The sequence below is a fragment of the Pseudonocardia sp. CA-142604 genome, assembly GCF_050948475.1.
Classification (GTDB): Bacteria; Actinomycetota; Actinomycetes; order Mycobacteriales; family Pseudonocardiaceae; genus Pseudonocardia; species Pseudonocardia alaniniphila.
This window is the reverse complement of sequence record NZ_CP192045.1, coordinates 5,313,974-5,331,335: the sequence shown is the minus strand read 5'-3', so window position 1 is coordinate 5,331,335 and position 17,362 is coordinate 5,313,974. Positions and strand designations below refer to the sequence as shown.

The 17,362-nt window shown below is 71.2% G+C and carries 21 protein-coding genes; 14 read left to right on the top strand and 7 right to left on the bottom strand.

Translation table 11 applies throughout. The features are described from left to right. The first annotated feature begins 123 nt into the window (after positions 1 to 123). Positions 124 to 495 (top strand): YchJ family protein, encoded by a 372-nt coding sequence (locus ACQPZQ_RS24145; protein ID WP_433284256.1) that lies wholly within the window; start codon positions 124 to 126, stop codon positions 493 to 495. 82 nt (positions 496 to 577) lie between these two features. Next, positions 578 to 979 carry a VOC family protein gene (locus tag ACQPZQ_RS24140; protein WP_433284254.1) on the top strand — a complete coding sequence of 134 codons (402 nt, stop codon included), beginning with the start codon at positions 578 to 580 and terminating at the stop codon, positions 977 to 979. Here ACQPZQ_RS24140 and ACQPZQ_RS24135 read toward each other — a convergent pair. The 4 genes from ACQPZQ_RS24135 to ACQPZQ_RS24120 form a co-directional block, all read right to left on the bottom strand. After that, positions 916 to 1,662 carry a DUF6597 domain-containing transcriptional factor gene (locus tag ACQPZQ_RS24135; protein ID WP_433284252.1) on the bottom strand — a complete coding sequence of 249 codons (747 nt, stop codon included), beginning with the start codon at positions 1,660 to 1,662 and terminating at the stop codon, positions 916 to 918. The two genes, ACQPZQ_RS24140 and ACQPZQ_RS24135, sit on opposite strands and share 64 nt — an antisense overlap. 29 nt (positions 1,663 to 1,691) lie before the next feature. Next, positions 1,692 to 2,003 (bottom strand): AtuA-related protein, encoded by a 312-nt coding sequence (locus tag ACQPZQ_RS24130; protein ID WP_433284250.1) that lies wholly within the window; start codon positions 2,001 to 2,003, stop codon positions 1,692 to 1,694. Further along, a complete protein-coding gene (locus tag ACQPZQ_RS24125) occupies positions 1,984 to 3,318 on the bottom strand; it encodes an acyclic terpene utilization AtuA family protein (protein ID WP_433284249.1) in 1,335 nt (444 codons plus the stop codon). The genes ACQPZQ_RS24130 and ACQPZQ_RS24125 overlap by 20 nt, the downstream gene beginning before the upstream one ends. 249 nt (positions 3,319 to 3,567) lie before the next feature. After that, entirely contained in the window at positions 3,568 to 4,128 is a 561-nt protein-coding gene (locus ACQPZQ_RS24120; protein WP_433284247.1) for a YceI family protein, read from the bottom strand. An 88-nt stretch (positions 4,129 to 4,216) separates the two neighbouring features. On the opposite strand from ACQPZQ_RS24120, the gene ACQPZQ_RS24115 reads away from it, so the two are divergent. Together ACQPZQ_RS24115 and lpdA are read left to right on the top strand one after the other, a co-directional pair. Continuing rightward, a complete protein-coding gene (locus tag ACQPZQ_RS24115; RefSeq protein ID WP_241038027.1) occupies positions 4,217 to 4,717 on the top strand; it encodes a MarR family winged helix-turn-helix transcriptional regulator in 501 nt (166 codons plus the stop codon). A 47-nt stretch (positions 4,718 to 4,764) separates the two neighbouring features. Beyond that, positions 4,765 to 6,171 (top strand): dihydrolipoyl dehydrogenase, encoded by a 1,407-nt coding sequence (gene lpdA / locus ACQPZQ_RS24110; protein ID WP_433284244.1) that lies wholly within the window; start codon positions 4,765 to 4,767, stop codon positions 6,169 to 6,171. Here lpdA and ACQPZQ_RS24105 read toward each other — a convergent pair. After that, positions 6,161 to 6,706, bottom strand: coding sequence for an NUDIX hydrolase (locus ACQPZQ_RS24105; RefSeq protein WP_433284242.1), 546 nt, complete (start codon positions 6,704 to 6,706; stop codon positions 6,161 to 6,163). The two genes, lpdA and ACQPZQ_RS24105, sit on opposite strands and share 11 nt — an antisense overlap. Positions 6,707 to 6,769: 63 nt before the next feature. Here ACQPZQ_RS24105 and dop point away from each other — a divergent pair, with 63 nt between their 5' ends. The 5 genes from dop to ACQPZQ_RS24080 all read left to right on the top strand — a co-directional run bounded on the left by dop (position 6,770) and on the right by ACQPZQ_RS24080 (position 10,909). Further along, complete coding sequence (dop, locus tag ACQPZQ_RS24100) at positions 6,770 to 8,287, top strand: depupylase/deamidase Dop (RefSeq protein WP_241038023.1); 1,518 nt, start codon at positions 6,770 to 6,772, stop codon at positions 8,285 to 8,287. A 128-nt stretch (positions 8,288 to 8,415) separates the two neighbouring features. Further along, positions 8,416 to 8,613 carry a ubiquitin-like protein Pup gene (locus tag ACQPZQ_RS24095; protein WP_142101234.1) on the top strand — a complete coding sequence of 66 codons (198 nt, stop codon included), beginning with the start codon at positions 8,416 to 8,418 and terminating at the stop codon, positions 8,611 to 8,613. Between the two features lie 59 nt (positions 8,614 to 8,672). Continuing rightward, on the top strand, positions 8,673 to 9,533 hold the full coding sequence (gene prcB / locus ACQPZQ_RS24090) for a proteasome subunit beta (RefSeq protein WP_433284240.1): 861 nt from the start codon (positions 8,673 to 8,675) through the stop codon (positions 9,531 to 9,533). Between the two features lie 57 nt (positions 9,534 to 9,590). Continuing rightward, positions 9,591 to 10,463, top strand: a complete 873-nt coding sequence (gene prcA / locus ACQPZQ_RS24085; protein ID WP_433284239.1) for a proteasome subunit alpha — start codon at positions 9,591 to 9,593, stop codon at positions 10,461 to 10,463. 65 nt (positions 10,464 to 10,528) lie between these two features. Continuing rightward, entirely contained in the window at positions 10,529 to 10,909 is a 381-nt protein-coding gene (locus tag ACQPZQ_RS24080; protein WP_433284237.1) for a VOC family protein, read from the top strand. Positions 10,910 to 11,007: 98 nt separating this feature from the next. Here the strand turns inward: ACQPZQ_RS24080 and ACQPZQ_RS24075 are convergent, their stop codons facing one another. Continuing rightward, the gene (locus ACQPZQ_RS24075; RefSeq protein WP_433284235.1) at positions 11,008 to 12,555 is read right to left on the bottom strand and encodes a bifunctional phosphatase PAP2/diacylglycerol kinase family protein; all 1,548 of its coding nucleotides are present in this window, start codon (positions 12,553 to 12,555) and stop codon (positions 11,008 to 11,010) included. Positions 12,556 to 12,790: 235 nt separating this feature from the next. On the opposite strand from ACQPZQ_RS24075, the gene pafA reads away from it, so the two are divergent. After that, positions 12,791 to 14,152, top strand: coding sequence for a Pup--protein ligase (gene pafA, locus ACQPZQ_RS24070; RefSeq protein WP_433284233.1), 1,362 nt, complete (start codon positions 12,791 to 12,793; stop codon positions 14,150 to 14,152). A gap of 54 nt (positions 14,153 to 14,206) precedes the next feature. Here the strand turns inward: pafA and ACQPZQ_RS24065 are convergent, their stop codons facing one another. Continuing rightward, positions 14,207 to 14,479, bottom strand: coding sequence for a hypothetical protein (locus tag ACQPZQ_RS24065; protein WP_433284231.1), 273 nt, complete (start codon positions 14,477 to 14,479; stop codon positions 14,207 to 14,209). A gap of 149 nt (positions 14,480 to 14,628) precedes the next feature. Between ACQPZQ_RS24065 and ACQPZQ_RS24060 the strand changes: the two genes are divergently transcribed. The 4 genes from ACQPZQ_RS24060 (at position 14,629) to tatA (ending at position 17,311) form a co-directional block, all read left to right on the top strand. Then, positions 14,629 to 15,708: a helix-turn-helix transcriptional regulator gene (locus tag ACQPZQ_RS24060; protein ID WP_433284229.1), complete on the top strand. Its 1,080-nt coding sequence runs from the start codon at positions 14,629 to 14,631 to the stop codon at positions 15,706 to 15,708. Next, entirely contained in the window at positions 15,699 to 16,718 is a 1,020-nt protein-coding gene (locus tag ACQPZQ_RS24055) for a helix-turn-helix transcriptional regulator (RefSeq protein ID WP_433284227.1), read from the top strand. Before ACQPZQ_RS24060 ends, ACQPZQ_RS24055 begins: the two co-directional genes overlap by 10 nt. After that, positions 16,711 to 16,899 (top strand): hypothetical protein, encoded by a 189-nt coding sequence (locus ACQPZQ_RS24050; protein ID WP_433284225.1) that lies wholly within the window; start codon positions 16,711 to 16,713, stop codon positions 16,897 to 16,899. Before ACQPZQ_RS24055 ends, ACQPZQ_RS24050 begins: the two co-directional genes overlap by 8 nt. A gap of 97 nt (positions 16,900 to 16,996) precedes the next feature. Beyond that, positions 16,997 to 17,311: a Sec-independent protein translocase subunit TatA gene (gene tatA, locus ACQPZQ_RS24045; protein WP_433284223.1), complete on the top strand. Its 315-nt coding sequence runs from the start codon at positions 16,997 to 16,999 to the stop codon at positions 17,309 to 17,311. Positions 17,312 to 17,362 lie beyond the last annotated feature (51 nt).

Below are 17,362 nucleotides of genomic sequence, written 5' to 3'. Positions count from 1 at the left end.
ACGCCGAACACACGTGCGGCCCGTCCCCGTTGGGACGGGCCGCACGTGTGTTCGGGAGCCGTAGTGCTGCGGGGGCATGGCCCCTGACAGCAGTACGGCTCCGAAACGCGAGAAGATCTGGGTGTGGTTGCGAGCTGCCCGTGTGGGCTTCCCCAGGGGTATCCCGACTGCTGTGGGCGGTTTCATCGTGGGGAGGCGGCGCCTACCGCCGAGCTGCTCATGCGGTCCCGGTACACCGCTTTCGCCCGTGGCGACACGGCGTACCTGCTGCAGACCTGGCATCCCGACACCCGCCCCCCTCGCCTCCGGCTCGACCCGGAGGACGAGTGGACGCGGTTGGAGATACTCGGCGGCACCGGGGGCGGATTGCTGGGGGCGACCGGAACGGTCGAGTTCCGCGCCCACCGCACCAACCGCGGCCACCCCGACGTGCTGCACGAGAACAGCGAGTTCGTCCGTGAGGACGGCCGCTGGAGCTACCTCGGCCCCCTCTGACGGCCGGCCCGGCGAGTGCTCCGCCGAACGTGCGTCCGATTCGTTCACGACTCGGGCTACGGCGGGCCCTACGGTGCCTGCCATGACGATCGAAGCACGGTTTGACGCGGTCGGGGTCGTGGTGGCCGACATGGCGAAGGCGCTCGAGTTCTATCGAGCGCTCGGGCTGGCGATACCCGCCGAGGCGGACAGCCAGCCGCACGTGGAGGTGGCGCTGCCCGGCGGGCTGCGCCTGTTGTTCGACACCGAGGAGACGGTGCGCTCGTTCCATCCGGAATGGCAGGCGGTGGCCGGTGCCGGACGGCTGGGCCTCGCCTTCGCCCTGCCCGACGTTGCCGCCGTGGACGCCCTGTATACGGAGCTCACCGGTGCGGGCCACCGCAGCGAGATGGCGCCGTTCGACGCGTTCTGGGGCCAGCGCTACGCAGTGATACTCGATCCGGACGGCAACGGGGTGGACCTGTTCGCCCCGCTCGCGAGCTGACGGGGGGCCACGCCCGCCAACGCCCGCACCTCCCGCGAGAGGTGCGGCTGGTCGGCGTACCCGGCGCGGGCCGCGGCCTCGGCGATGGGGACGCCGGCGTAGAGCAGAGCTGCGGCCCGGCGGAAGCGCAGCACACGCCGTAGCACGGCGGGTCCGTATCCGAACGCGGCCAGGCAGCGGCGATGCAGGGAACGGTCGGTCCAGCCGAGCCGCTCGGCGGTGGCAGCCACCGCGGCACCGGCTCCGAGCTGGGTGGCCACGGCGCGCAGGGCGGGCTCGGCCGGCATGCCCGGCAGCGCCTCGGCGACCTTGGCGAGCACGGACGCGGGAGCGGCGCCCGCCTCCAGCCGGGCAATGGCCCGCCGGGCCAGGCCCGGGTGCAGCTCGTGAAGGGGGACGCGCTGGTCGCGCACCACGGCGGCCGGGACGTCGAGCAGCGCGGGCAGCCGTCCGGGCGCGAAGCGCAGGCCCGCACTCAGCACCCCGGGCTCGCGGTGGACGCGGTGGGAGTGGGTGTCCGGGCCCGCCACGACGAACTCGTCGCCCGTCCAGACGAGGTCCATGCAACCGTCGGGCAGCACGTCCTGCGCCTGCATCGGGTCGCCCGCGTCGACGCCGGCCGTCCACACGCACTCGACCTCGGTGCGCAGCGCCGGCGGCGGCGGGCTCTCCAGGTAGGACACAACCGGCACGGTAGCCCGGCACCCCGACATCAGTCAGGCAGCTCCAGCGCGAGCAGGCGGGAGCTGAGCGCCTTCCCATGGGTGTCGAGCGCGAGCGAGGTGGTGACCCCGCCGTCGAGGATCCCGGTACAGACGAACTGAAGGGCGGGCAGCAGCGGCAGCTCGAAGCGCAGGACGTCACCACCGACGTACCGGGCCAGCCGCCAGCGCACCCGCTGCGGCGTGAGCTCGCGGACGAGCAGGGCGTAGTCCGTGTCGACGTAGGGGATCACGGACAGCGTGGCGACATTGCCCTTGTCGCCCGCGCGGCAGTGCGCGATCTCATGCAGCCGGACGGACACCGGGAGCCTCCAGGATCGTGACGCCGGGACGCACCGCCGTGCGCGGTACGAGGGTGGACACCACACCGATCACCTCGCCCGTGCTGACACGCACGCCGCCGCCCCCCGCGGGACCGTTCGTGTACAGCGCCTCCACTTCGTGCCCGACCGTTTCGAGGGTCGCCGGGTCGGCGCCGAGCGCCACCACCCGGAGCCGGCACTCGACCCGGTCGTCGGCGTCCGGTGGCACGATGCCGATGACCTCGATCCGCGGCCGCAGCGGCAGGCCGGCCACCCGGGCGGCGACGATGTCGGCGGCCAGTGCGGCCCGGCGGTCGGCACCCGGGCCCGAGTAGGAGATCTCCGCCTCGACCTTGTGGCCTGCCTGGTAGCCCACGGTGACCTTGAGCCGGTCCGGTCGCGGGCGCCCGACGGCCCCTGTGACGCGCACGCTGCTCGGCCCGAACGGCGTGACCGTCACCCGGCGCAGGTCGAGCACCACGTCGGGCGTGGGGTAGCCGGTGGGGTCGGTGACCTCGTAGAGCATCTGCTCGCGCACCGTCGCCCGGTCGAGGCGCCCGCCGGTGCCGGGCAGCTTGGCGAAGACGGCCGAGCCGTCGGATTCGACGTCGGCGAAGGGGAAGCCCAGTTCGGCGAGCCGCGGAACGTCCTTGACACCGGGGTCGGCGAAGTAACCGCCGGTGAGCCGGCCCGCACATTCCAGGAGGTGCCCGACGAGGGTGCCCCTGGCGGCGAACGCCACGTCGTCCAGGTCGGCGTCGAAACGATGGGCGAGCGGGGCGAGGAACAGCGACGTGTCGGCGACCCGCCCGGTGATCACCACCTGGGCGCCTGCGTCGAGGGCGGGCAGCAGCGCGTCGGCGCCGAGGTAGGCGTTGGCGGAGACGAGCTCGCCGTGCTCACGCAGTGGCCTGCCGTCCTCCAGAGCCGGGGCGTCGAGGTCGAGGGCGTCGAGGACGTCGTCGCCGGTCACGACGGCGACACGTGCCGCGGACCCCGCCATGTCGAGGAGGTCGCGGGTGACGTCTCCGGCCGCGAGCGGGTTGGCCGCGCCCATGTTCGTCAGGACACGCACCCCGCGCTCGACGGCCAGCGGCAGGAGCCGGGAGAACCGCGCGACCAGGCGCGGGTCGTACCCGGCCGCCGGGTCCGCGAGCCGCCGCTGCTGTCCCAGGGCGACCGTCTGCTCGGCGAGGCATTCGAGCACGATGTCGTCCAGCCTGCCGCGGTCGACGAGGTCGACGGCTGGTTCGAGACGGTCGCCCGCAAACCCGGCCCCGCAGCCGATCCGCACTGTGGTCGTTCGCGCGCTCATCGGTCTCCTTCCGCCTCAGGGAAGCGGACGGCGCCGGCGAGGAGGGCGACTGCCCTCGTCACCGGCGTCGTGCCGAACTCCATCGGAACACGAACCGTTGGTGCGCGCCGAGCTCGACGCCCGCCGTACCCGGCAGGATGAAATGTCGAGGCAGGAGCGGGTTCAGCGGGAGCCGAATGGCGGTAGCGGCGGGCGAGGGAACCTCCCTCTCGCCCGCCGCCGTCGTCGTGGAGCCGGATGTCCAGCCGGTCAGGCCTGGCGGCGCACGGCCTCGATCTCCAGGGTGATCTGCACCTTGTCGCTGACGACCACGCCGCCGCCGTCCATCGGCATCTTGATGTCGACGCCGAAGTCGTTGCGGTCGATCGTGGTGCTGGCCGAGAACCCGGCGCGGTAGCCGCCGTAGGCGTCCGGACCGAAGCCGTTCGCCTCCAGCGCGAGCGTGACCGGCTTGGTCACGCCCTTGATCGTCAGGTCGCCGTGCAGCACGACGTCGTCGCCGTTGGCACGGGCGCCGGTGGAGCGGAAGGTCCACTGGGGGTGGTTGTCGGCGTCGAAGAAGTCGGTGGAGCGGATGTGGTTGTCGCGCTGCTCGTTGCCGGTGTCGATGGAGTCCGCGGCGATGGTGGCGTTCACCGAGGAGTCGGAAATGTCCTCACCTGTCACGATCTCGCCCGAGAAGTTTGTGAAGCGACCGCGTACCTTGCTGACCATCATGTGGCGGACTGAGAAGGAGACATCGGAGTGCACCGGGTCGATGTCCCATGTGGCCGCGACGTAACCGGGGATCCGGACCGAGGATGTGGTCATGTTGACCTCCGTGAGGCTCTTGAACTCTCACTTGTTGAGAGTCGCATTACCCTGAACAACATCACGGCTGACCTATTCCGGAGGTGTGGTGCCTGACACCCGGTGGCTCAACGATGAGGAGCAGCGCACCTGGCGCAGCTACCTCACCTCCTGTCGACTGCTGTTCGACCGGATCGAGCGACAGCTTCAGCAGGATGCGGGACTGCCGCACGCCTACTACGAGATCCTGGTGCGCCTTTCCGAGGCGCCGGGCCGTTCGATGCGGATGAGCCAGCTCGCGACCTCGGCGATGTCCTCGCGCAGCAGGCTCTCACATGCCGTCGCCCGGCTGGAAGAGTCGGGCTGGGTGCGTCGTCGCCCGTGCGCGGACGACCGCCGAGGAGCGCTGGCGGAGCTCACGGACGAGGGGCTCGCCCGCCTGAAGGCCGTGGCCCCCGGTCATGTGGAGGCGGTGCGCGAAGCGATGTTCGACGCGCTCAGCCCGGAGCAGATGCGGGCGTTGCGCGACATCAGCGACACGCTCGTGGCGAACCTGGCCGACGCGCCGGTCTGGCCGGCTTCGGAGGACAAGTACGACGACCCGGAGTAGCGCGTACGCCGCGACTGCGCGTCCGCTGTGGGTCTTAGAGTCGTTGTATGGCTTCACATGTCGATGTCGTGGTTCTCGGAGCGGGTCCCGGTGGGTACGTCGCAGCGATCCGGGCGGCCCAGCTGGGCCGCAGCGTCGCTGTGGTGGAGGACAAGTACTGGGGCGGGGTGTGTCTGAACGTCGGCTGCATCCCCTCCAAGGCGCTGCTGCGCAACGCGGAGCTCGCCCACCTGGTGACTCAGGAGGCCAAGACCTTCGGCATCTCCGGGGACGTGTCCGTCGACTACGGTCCCGCGTTCGACCGCAGCCGCAAGGTGGCCGACGGCCGGGTCAAGGGCGTCCACTACCTGATGAAGAAGAACAAGATCACAGAGTTCGACGGGTGGGGAAAGTTCGTCGACGCCTCCACCATCGAGGTCGCTCTGTCCGACGGCGGCACGGAGACGGTCACCTTCGACGACGTGATCATCGCCACCGGTGCGACCACCAAGCTGCTCCCGGGCACGTCGCTGTCGGAGCGTGTGGTGACCTACGAGGAGCAGATCCTCAGCCGCGAGCTGCCCCGCAGCATCATCATCGCCGGGGCGGGCGCGATCGGCGTCGAGTTCGCGTACGTGATGAGCAACTACGGCGTGCAGGTCACGATCGTCGAGTTCCTGGACCGGATGCTCCCGCTGGAGGACCCCGACGTGTCCAAGGAGCTGGCCAAGCGCTTCCGCAAGTACGGCGTCGACGTCCTGACCTCGACGCGGGTGGAGTCGATCGACGACTCCGGCGACCAGGTCACGGTCACCGTCTCGCAGAACGGCGAGACCAAGCAGCTCACCGCCGACAAGGTCATGCAGGCCATCGGTTTCGCGCCGCGGACCACGGGCTACGGCCTGGAGAACACCGGCGTGGAGCTCACCGAGCGCGGTGCCATCGCGATCGACGAGCACATGCGCACCAACGTGCCGCACATCTACGCGATCGGTGACGTCACGGCCAAGCTCATGCTCGCCCACGTGGGCGAGGCGCAGGGGGTGGTGGCCGCGGAGACCATCGCCGGCGCGGAGACCCAGGAGCTCGAGTACGTGATGATGCCCCGGGCGACGTTCTGCAACCCGCAGGTGGCGAGCTTCGGCTACACGGAGGAGCAGGCGCGGGCGCTGGCGGACGAGAAGGGCTGGAAGGTCAAGGTCGTCCAGTTCCCGTTCACGGCGAACGGCAAGGCGCAGGGGCTCGGGGAGCCCGGCGGGTTCGTCAAGCTCGTCGCCGACGAGACCTACGGCGAGCTGCTCGGCGGGCACCTCATCGGCCCCGAGGTGACGGAGCTGCTGCCCGAGCTGACGCTGGCGCAGAAGTGGGACCTGACCGCCCACGAGCTCGCCCGCAACGTGCACGCGCACCCCACGCTGAGCGAGGCGCTGCAGGAGGCGTTCCACGGCCTCACCGGGCACATGATCAACCTGTGATCCCGGCGTCCCGGGCGGCCAGCCAGCGTTCGATGCCCACGCGGCCGTCCGGGACGAAGGGCCAGCGCCGGCCGTCGGCGAGCCGTGCGCGCAGCTCGGTGAGCGTCACCCAGTCTCCCCACACGACCTCCTCTGGCTGGTGGTGCAGCGGGCCGTCCCAGCGCACCTCGTAGGTGAACATGTGGCAGCGCAGCGTGCCGTCGTCGTAGGCGAAGGGCCCGTAGCTACGTTTCAGCGACACGCCGGTGACACCGAGTTCCTCCGCCAGCTCGCGGGCGGCGGCGTCGTCGGGCGACTCGTCCGGCCCGATCACCCCGCCCGCCCAGCAGTCGTACATGCTCGGGAAGATCAGCTTGTCCGGTGAGCGTCGGTGCAGGTACACCCGCTCGCCGTCGCTGCTGCGCACGAGCACGCCGGTGGTGCCGTGCCACAGTCCGTCCCGGTAGACCACGCCGCGCGGGGCCACTCCGACCACTGCTCCACCCGGGTCGTAGACCGCGACCGGCTCGTCCTCTGCGGGGGTCCCTGCCTGCATGCGCTCATCATCCTCCGGCCGCGGTTAGGCTCGACCCATGACAGCGCACGTCGAGGGCCGCCCATGACCGCCCGCCGGATCATGGGCACCGAGATCGAGTACGGCATCTCGGTGCCGGGCGACCCCACCGCCAACCCGGTGATCACGTCCACACAGGTGGTGCTGGCCTACGCAGCGGCAGCGGACATCCCACGTTCGCGCCGTGCCCGGTGGGACTACGAGGTGGAGTCCCCATTGCGCGATGCGCGCGGGTTCGACCTGTCGGCACCCACCGTGCACAACCCGGCGGAGTCCGAGCTCGACGACCTCGGCGCCGCCAACGTGATCCTCACCAACGGCGCCCGGCTTTACGTCGACCACGCCCACCCGGAGTTCTCCACCCCCGAGGTCACGACGCCTCGCGACGTCGTCATCTGGGACAAGGCGGGGGAGCGGGTGATGGAGGAGGCCGCGATGCGGGCGGCCACCGTGCCGGGCGCTCCGCGGATCCAGCTCTACAAGAACAACGTCGACAACAAGGGGGCCAGCTACGGCTCCCACGAGAACTACCTGATGGCCCGCACCACCACGTTCCCCGCGATCGTGGCCGGGCTGACGCCGTTCTTCGTGACGCGTCAGGTCATCTGCGGGGCCGGACGGGTCGGCATCGGCGCATCGGGCGACGAGGCCGGCTACCAGCTCGCGCAGCGCAGCGACTACATCGAGGTCGAGGTCGGGCTGGAGACCACCCTCAAGCGCGGCATCATCAACACCCGCGACGAGCCGCACGCCGACGCCGACAAGTACCGCCGCCTGCACGTCATCATCGGCGACGCGAACATGAGCGAGTACTCCACGCTGCTCAAGGTCGGCACCGCCGCCCTCGTCCTCGACATGATCGAGAACGGCGTGCGGTTCGACGAGCTGCGCCTCGCCGAGCCCGTACGCTCCGTGCACCGCATCAGCCACGACCCCTCGCTCAAGACGCTGGTCGACCTGGCCGACGGCCGCAAGATGACCGGCGTCGACGTGCAGCGCGCCTACTTCGAGAAGGCGCAGAAGCACGTCGAGAACACGATGGGCGCCGACGTCGACGACGCCACGGCCGAGGTCCTGCAGCTGTGGGGCGAGGTGCTGGACGCGCTCTCGCGCGACCCCATGGAGTGCGCCGACCGCCTCGACTGGCCCGCCAAGCTGCGGCTGCTCGAGGGCTACCGCGAGCGCGACGGGCTGGCCTGGAACTCCGGGCGGCTGCAGCTGGTCGACCTGCAGTACACCGACGTGCGGATGGCCAAGGGCCTCTACAACCGGCTGGTGGCGCGCGGGTCGATGAAGCGGCTGGTCACCGAGGAGCAGGTGGTCGCCGCCATGCGCCGGCCGCCGGAGGACACCCGCGCGTACTTCCGTGGCCGCTGTCTCGAGCGTTACCCGTCCGAGGTGGCGGCGGCGTCGTGGGATTCGGTCATCTTCGACCTGGGGCGCGAGTCCCTGGTGCGGATACCCACCCTCGAGCCGCTGCGCGGCACGCGCCGCCACGTGGGTGAGCTCATCGACAACTCCCGTACCGCCGAGGAGCTGGTCGAGGCGCTGACCCGCGGCTGAACCGCGACTCGCCCATCGGCATGGCTTCGATCGCGGGCGTGTCGCCGATCGGCTGGGTAAAGTTCAAATACCGGACCCCGGTACGCCGTGCAGTTCGACGGCACCGGGCAGGCGAAGAGGAGACGGCCATGTCCCAGGAGCAGACCAAGCGTCAGGGTGGTGGTGGCGGCGACGACGAGGACGGCGCCGACGCCGCGGCAGCCGGTCAGGAGCGCCGTGAGAAGCTCGGCGAGGACGTCGACACGATCCTCGACGAGATCGACGACGTCCTGGAGGAGAACGCCGAGGACTTCGTCCGGGCGTACGTCCAGAAGGGCGGCGAGTAGCCGCTCCCTGCGTCACCGCACCAGCCCTGCACCGCACGACGAGAGGCACTCACCAGACCATGGAGCCCCGGCTGCCGGTCGCCCCACCGGGCCCGGGCGCGTATCTCGCGCCCGGCCCGTCGTCATTCACCGACTTCGTTACGGCCAACGCGCCGCATCTGCTTCCGGGCCGGCTTCCCGAGGGGGTCACGCCGGGCGCCGCGGGCGTGGGCGGCCTCCAGGTGCCGCACGGCACCACCATCGTCGCGCTCACATTCGCCGACGGGGTGATCATCGCCGGTGACCGCCGGGCCACGGCCGGCAACGTCATCGCCCAGCGCGACATCGAGAAGGTGTTCATCACCGACTCGCACTCGGCGATCGGGATCGCGGGCTCGGCGGGCATCGCGCTGCAGATGGTGCGGCTGTTCACGGTCGAGCTCGAGCACTACGACAAGATCGAGGGCGTGTCGCTCTCGCTGGACGGCAAGGCCAACAAGCTGGCCAGCATGATCCAGCAGAATCTCGGCGCTGCGCTGCAGGGCTTCGTGGTCGTGCCGTTGTTCGTCGGCTACGACATGGACTCCGCCGATCCGTCGAAGGCGGGCCGCATCGTCACCTACGACGCCACGGGTGGCCGCTACGACGAGCTGCTCGGCTACCACTCCGTGGGCTCCGGGTCGGTGTTCGCGAAGTCGTCGCTGAAGAAGCTCTACGACCCCCAGGCCGATCTGGCTGCGGCCGTGCGCACGGCCGTCGAGGCGCTCTACGACGCCGCCGACGACGACACCGCCACCGGCGGCCCGGACCTGGTCCGCAAGATCTACCCGGTGGTCGTCAGCATCACCGGGGAGGAGGGAGCGGTGCGCCGCTCCGACGAGGAGATGGAGGCGGTCGTCCGCGCTGTCATCGCCGGTCGTACCGATAAACCCGGCGGATAGTTCGCCGGACAACCCTGCCGTGCTCTCCATCCCTGCGACGCCTCTGGAGTCCGCCCCGTGACGATGCCGTTCTACTCCTCCGTCGACCAGCTGCTGCGCGACCGCTCGGAGCTGGCGCGCAAGGGCATCGCCCGTGGCCGCAGCGTCGTCGTGCTCACCTACACCGGCGGCGTGCTGTTCGTCGCCGAGAACCGTTCCAGCGAGAATCGGCCCAGCGCCCTGCGCAAGGTCTCCGAGATCTACGACCGCATCGGGTTCGCCGCCGTCGGGCGCTACAACGAGTTCGAGACGCTGCGCAACGCCGGCATCCGCATGGCCGACGTGCGCGGCTACTCCTACGACCGCCGTGACGTCACGGGCCGGATGCTCGCCAACTTCTACGCCCAGGTGCTCGGCACCTCCTTCGTCGAGCAGCAGAAGCCGTACGAGGTGGAGCTCTGCCTCGCCGCGGTCGGCGAGACGCCGGACGGTGACCAGCTCTACCGCATCACCTACGACGGCTCGATCACCGACGAGCCGCAGTTCGTGGTCATGGGCGGCACCACCGACCCGATCAGCGCCAAGCTCAGGGACACCTACCGGGCCGGGATGGAGCTGGGACAGGCGATCGGCGTCGCCGTGGAGGCCCTGCAGGTCGCAGGGGCGGCAGGCTCCGGGCCGTCGGGCGGCAACGGCGGGGCACAGGCCGCCCGCGTGCTCGGTGCGAGCGCGCTCGAGGTGGCGGTTCTCGACCGCACGCGCCCGAGGCGCACGTTCCGGCGGATCACCGGGCAGGTCCTGCGGAACCTGCTGCCCGAGGCGAACCGCGCCGTCGACGCCCCGGCCGCCCCCACCGTGGCCGGAGGCGACGACCTGCCGGCGGGGAGCGGGGCCGTCGACGGCGAGCAGAGCGGCGGCAACGGCTCGAACGGCACCACCAACGGCTCGTAGCCGTCCCGCAGGGGCCAGCTCGTAACGCTTGACCTGAACCTGGGTTCAGGTCGCACTCTTGGGTCATGAGCATCGAGCTGAACCACACCATCGTCGCGGCCCGGGACAAGCACGCGGAATCCCGGTTCGTGGCCGAGGTCCTCGGCCTTCCCGAACCCGGAACGTTCGGGCCGTTCGCCGTCGTGGAGCTGAGCAACGGCGTGAGCCTCGACTTCATCGACACCGATGAGGTTCCCTCGCAGCACTACGCGTTCCTCATCAGCGAGGAGGAGTTCGACGCGGTCGCGGGCCGGCTGCGCGAGCGCAGGGTGGCGACCTACGGCGACCCGGGGCACAACCAGCCGGGGCACAACACCCACGACGGCGGGCGCGGCCTGTACTTCTCCTCGCCCGAGGGTCACAACCTCGAGGTCATCACGCGGCCCTACGGCAGCGGCGGTAACTAGCGGCGCCCGTCCGGTGCCCTGATTCGCAACGTGCGTGCCGTTCGCGCCGTCCGGGCACTCGGAGGTGGCCTCGGCCGTACGGAGCCGCTCAGGGCCGCTCAGCCGATGAAGGGGCGTTCGCGCCCGGTCCACCTGTCCTCGTGGCGCCGGTAGACCGGGATCGCGTCCTTCGCGACGCGGAACGTGAAGCGCCCTGCCTCTTCGACGACCTCGCCGTCGGTGGCGAGCATGCCCGGCACGGCGAGCTCGACATCGAGTTCCGGAACCTCGCGCTGGTGGTAGACGCGGCTGTGCCCCAGTGCGCCGAGCAGCAGCGCGGCGACGGCGCGCAGCCGGGAGAACCGGACGTCGGCACGCAGCCAGCGCACGTCGAGCAGGCCGGTGTCGAGCGAGGGCCGCCACGCCGGCACCGCGCCGCGCGGGTAGTAGGGCCCGTTGCCGACGAAGAGGAACCAGACCGACGTCCAGCGGCCGTCGATCTTGATCTCGACGGGTTCGGCGCGGTGCAGCACCATCACGAGCGCCGCGGCGAAGGCCGGCCACTTGCCCCACCGGGACTGCCACTTCTCGCGCAGCCGCACGAGGTCGGGGTAGGAGCCGAGGCTCGCGGTGTTGAGGAAGCAGCGGACGCGCACGACCTGTTCCGTCTCGGGGTCGCTCCCGTGGCCGGGGTGCACGTCGATCAGGCCGAGGTCGACGGCGACGGCCTCGCCTGCCCCGGTGGCGTCCACGGCCTCCTGCATGTCGTAGATGCCGACGTCACGGGCGAAGTGGTTGAGGGTGCCCGTGGGCACCACCACCAGCGGCAGGCGGCGCCGCCCGGCCACCGCCGCGGCGGCCGCTGCCGTGCCGTCCCCGCCTGCCACGCCGATCGCGCGCACCCAGTCGCCCCGCTCGGCGACCGCGGTGTCGAGCTGTTCGTCGAGGTCGCGGTCCGGTTCGGCGCGCAGTACGACTGCCGCCGGTAGCGCCGTCTCCAGCTCGGTGGCGGGGTCGTAGTCGGGGATGCCCGAGCGCTGGTTGGACACGATCACGAGGCCCTCCCCCCGGGGGAGCTCGGGCACCGCGTCGAGCGGGCGGGCCCTGGCCTCGTCGGTGCGCCGGACCGGCCACCAGCGGCGGGTGGCGAGCGCGATCCCGCTGCCGAGGGCCGCCCCGGCGAGCACGTCCGACGCCCAGTGCACGCCGACGTGCACGCGCGAGTAGGCCACCGAGGCCGCGAGCGGGGCCACGGCGAGACCGAGGCGCGGGCTCTCCAACGCCACCGCCGTGGCGAACGCCGCGGCCGATGCCGCGTGCCCGGACGGGAACGAGGACGAGGTCGGCGGGTTGTCGATGATCTGGTAGGCGGGCAGCTCGGCGGCAGCCGGGCGCCGGCGCGGAAGCGCAGGCTTGAGCAGCGCGTTGGCGGTGGCGCTGGCGCCCGCGATCGCGAGAACCCCCCGGAACGCGCCCTTGCGGCTCGCTCCCCGCCGCGCCGCCAGCAGCGCGGCGATCCCGAACCAGAGCAGGCTGTGGTTGGCGGCCGTCGACACCGCCTTCATGGTGTTGTCGAGCGCTGACGGAGGCATGGAGGAGATCGCCCGTGAGACGGCTCGGTCGGCGTCGTTCACCTCGTCGGCGGCCCGCTGCAACCACGAAATCACGGGCTGACAGTACGCACGTATTTCTGCACCCGGAGGAGGACCTGTTGAGCCCGCGATGAGGACCCACCGTAATCAGATGGCCCGCCGGACACCCCCCAGCGTCCGGCGGACCGACCGCGGGCAACGCTAACGGCGTAATCGGCGACCGGCTTCAGTAGAACTACTCGGACGACGCGCCCGAACCGGTCGGTCACAGCCATGACATCAAGGGGCGTACTGCGCCTACGCTGACGGGATGCAGCGGCGGATCTACGGTGTGGAGACCGAATTCGGGGTCACATGCACCTTCCACGGACAGCGGCGACTCTCACCTGATGAGGTTGCGCGTTACCTGTTCCGCCGGGTCGTGTCGTGGGGGCGTTCGTCGAACGTCTTCCTACGCAATGGTGCCCGGCTCTACCTCGACGTCGGTAGTCACCCCGAGTACGCCACGGCGGAGTGCGACTCCCTCGCCCAACTCGTCGCACACGACAAGGCGGGTGAGCGCATCCTCGAAGACCTGTTGGTCGACGCCGAGCGCAGGCTCGTCGACGAAGGCATCGGCGGCGACATCTACCTGTTCAAGAACAACACCGACTCTGCGGGCAACTCCTATGGCTGCCACGAGAACTACCTGGTCGCACGCGCCGGGGAATTCTCGCGGATCGCGGACGTGCTGCTGCCCTTTCTGGTCACCCGCCAGCTGATCTGCGGCGCGGGCAAGGTGCTCCAGACGCCCCGGGGTGCCGTGTACTGCCTGTCGCAGCGCGCCGAGCACATCTGGGAGGGGGTCTCCTCGGCCACCACCCGCTCGCGCCCGATCATCAACACCCGCGACGAGCCGCACGCCGACGCTGAGCGTTACCGCAGGCTGCACGTGATCGTCGGCGACTCGAACATGTCCGAGGTCACCACGCTGCTCAAGGTCGGCTCGGCCACCCTCGTGCTCGAGATGATCGAGGCAGGCGTCCAGTTCCGGGACTTCACCCTCGACAACCCGATCCGGGCGATCCGCGAGATCAGCCATGACCTGACCGGCAAGCGCACGGTCCGGCTCGCCGGCGGGCGGGAGGCGAGCGCGCTGGACATCCAGCGCGAGTACTACAGCCGCGCCGTCGAGCACGTCGCCACCCGTGGCACCGAGGACCCGACGATGGAGCGGGTGCTCGAGCTGTGGGGGCGCACCCTCGACGCCGTCGAGTCGCAGGACCTGTCGCTGATCGACCGCGAGATCGACTGGGCCATCAAGCACCGGCTGGTCGAGCGGTACCGCCGTCGCAACGACCTGGACCTGGCGAGCCCGCGTATCGCGCAGCTCGACCTGGCCTACCACGACATCCGGCGTGGCCGCGGGCTGTTCGACCTGCTGCAGCGCAAGGGCATGGTCGACCGGGTCACCGACGACGGGGAGATCGAGGCGGCCAAGGACACCCCGCCTCAGACCACGCGAGCCAAGCTGCGCGGCGACTTCATCGCCGCCGCCCAGGCCGCGGGGCGGGACTTCACGGTCGACTGGGTGCACCTCAAGCTCAACGACCAGGCGCAGCGCACCGTGCTGTGCAAGGACCCGTTCCGCGCGGTCGACGAGCGCGTCGACCGGCTGATCGCCTCGCTGTAGGGGTCGCGCGGATACGGGTGCCGCAGCACTCGTATCCGCGCCTGTGTCAGAGCGTCAGCGCTCGCCCAGCATCCGGGCGCGCAGCGCGGCCAGCTCGTCCTGCACCAGCGGCGAGGTCACGCTCTCGTCGTTGCGTCCCGGCTCGATGCCGAACGCGCGCAACAGCGCCGTGGCCGGCACCGCGGGGTCCCCGGCCTCGCCCAGCACCGGGTGCAAGCCCTGGTCGGCGAGGTGATGGAACACGAGGTTGACCACGGTCCACGGGTTGAACGTCTCGACACGGTCCGTGTCGCCGGGCCGGCCTGCATTGGTGTCTGTGTGCTCCACGGTGCCTCTCCCCGGTCCGGCGGATACCTCGCAGAGCCTCGGCTCGGGGGGTGATCGGGTCAAGGGTTCGGGTGTCGCAAGCTGAGACACTCGACCAGGTTGCGCCGGTCGCCCACGATGCGGGCGGTGCCGGTCGTACGATGCCGGTCGTGTCCTCTGCACGGGCCGAGCGTCTGGTGAACCTGGTGCTCTGCCTGCTGTCCACCCGGCAGTTCCTTCCTGCCGAGCGGATCCGCCAGATCGTGCCGGGCTATGCCGACGCCCGGGGCGACGAGGCGTTCTTCCGGATGTTCGAGAGGGACAAGAACGAGCTGCGGGAGCTCGGTGTGCCGCTCGAGACAGGGCGCATGTCGAGCTTCGACACGGTCGACGGCTACCGGATCGCCCGCCAGGACTACGAGCTCGGCGAGATCGACCTGGAGCCCGACGAGGCCGCCGCCGTCGCACTCGCCGCGCGGCTGTGGGATTCCCCCGACCTGGCGGCACCCGCACACAGTGCGCTGGTCAAGCTGCGCGCTGCCGGCGTCGAGGTCGACGAGGAACAGGGCCGCGTGCAGCCGCGCGTGCGCACCACCGAGCCGGCGTTCGCGCCCCTGCTCGCCGCGGTGCGCTCCGGGCGCGTCGTCATGTTCGAGCACCGCCGTGGTGGTCCCGGCGGAGCGCTCCAACGGCGGATCGTCGAACCGTGGGGCGTCGTGTCGTGGCGCGGGCGTTGGTACCTCGTCGGGCACGACCGCGACCGCAACGCGCCCCGTTCGTTCCGGGTGTCGCGCATCAGCGACTCCGTCACCCCGGTCGGTCCCGCGGGTGCCGTCACGGTGCCTGCCGATATCGACCTCATGGCGATGGTGCGCCACAACGTCGACCCGCCCCCGGTCAGCGGCACCGCCAGGGTGTGGGTCGCTGAGGGCAGGGCGCAGGGCCTGCGCAGGCTCGCACGGATGATCGGCCCCCGCACGCAGGGCGGACGACCCGGCGACGAGATGGAGCTCGACCTGCGCAGTGTCGAGACCGTCGCCCGCTGGCTCGCCGGTCACGGTCCCGACGTCGCCGTGCTCGGCCCGGAGAGCCTCGCGCAGGCGGTCCGGAGCAACTGGGCGGCATCGGCGGCGGCGCATGTCCCCGACGACGCCGGCGACGCCACCGGCGACGGCCCCGCCCTCGTCACCGACGTCAGCGGGCCCGTCGGGCGCCTGCGCCGTCCCGACCGTGCCGGGACGTGGCGGTGAGCAGCGGCGGGGTCACCGAGCGGCTGCCGCGGCTGCTGTCGCTGGTGCCCTACCTGCTCGCGCGGCCGGGCATCCCGGTCGCCGAGGCCGCGGCCGACTTCGGCGTCACCGAGCGGCAGCTGCGCCGCGACCTCGAGCTGCTGTGGATGTGTGGCCTGCCCGGGTACGGACCGGGCGACCTGGTGGACCTGTCGTTCTCCGGCGACACCGTCACCGTCACCCACGACGCCGGGATGCGCCGGCCGCTGCGGCTCACCACGGCGGAGGCCACCGCGCTCCTGGTGGCCCTGCGCACGCTCGCCGAGGTGCCCGGCATGGTCGACACGGCGGCGGTGCAACGGGCCACCGCGAAGATCGAGCGGGCGGTCGGCGACGCCGGCAGCGTGGGCGTGGCGGTCGACCTGCCACACGAGGAGGCCGCGGCCACCACCACCGTCCGGGACGCGCTGGACGCGGGACGGGCACTGCGCATCGTCTACTACACGGCGGGACGCGACGCCGTCTCGCAGCGCACGATCGACCCGATGCGGCTGCTGATCGTGGAGGGGCGCGCATACCTGGAGGCCTGGTGCCGCCGGGCAGAGGCGGTGCGGATGTTCCGGCTGGACCGGGTGGAGGAGGTCGAGGTGCTCGACGAGCCGGCTGCCCCGCCGCCGGACGCGGAGCCCTCCGACGTGTCCCACGGTCTGTTCCGTCCCAGCGAGGACCACCGGTCCGCCGTGCTGCTGCTGGAGCCCGAGGCCCGGTGGGTGGCGGAGTACTACCCCGTCGACGAGGTCGTGGAGCTCGACGGGAACCGGGCGAGGGTGCTGCTGCGCTACGCCGACCCGGCATGGCTGGTCCGGCTGGTGCTGGGGCTCGGGGGCGGGGCGCGGCTGCTGGAGCCACCGGAGCTGGTGGAGACAGTCGGCCGGCGGGCGCGCGAGGCACTGACCGCCGCGGAGGCAGGCGGTGCCGATCAGACCGGCGAGCAGGACGGCGACGAGGGCGGAGAGCGAAACGATGGGTGAGTTCTTGCCCGCGGTGGTCACCGCGGGTGCCGGGCTCGTGCTGCTGGCGCTCGTGCTGCTGCTGGCCGTGCCGCCCGTGCGCCGTTTCCGTCGGGCGAGTGCTGAGCTGCAGGTCGACACGCGTGGGCGCATCGCGCTGTTGCAGCAGCTGGTGAACTCCCGGCGACGCCCTTACGAATGAGCAACGACCAATCGGACGTGCCCGGCCCGTACCCGTATCGGGCGTTCCGGGCGGCGTAGACTCCGCGGCACGTGCTCACGGCGGAAGGACGAGAATCATGCCGAGCCTCGGCGGCTGGGAATTCGTGATCCTCATCGGGATCTTGGTGCTCTTGTTCGGTGCCAAGCGGCTCCCGGACATGGCGCGTTCCATCGGACAGTCCGCCCGTGTCTTCAAGGGCGAAATGAAAGGTATGAAGGGCGACGAGACGCGCGAGGACGCTGCCGGCACCACCGACAAGCCGGCCGCCGCCCAGCCTGCGCCGCCTGCGCCTCCTGCGGCCCTTCCCGCAGCGCAGCCCGCACAGGTCCAGGAGCCCCGGCCGGAGGGCACCCGCACCACGCAGCCGGGTGCCAGCAACACCGGGCAGTAGCCCAGCCCGGTGGCCAAGTTCTCCGTGAAGTTCGGCAGCCGTCGGCCGAAG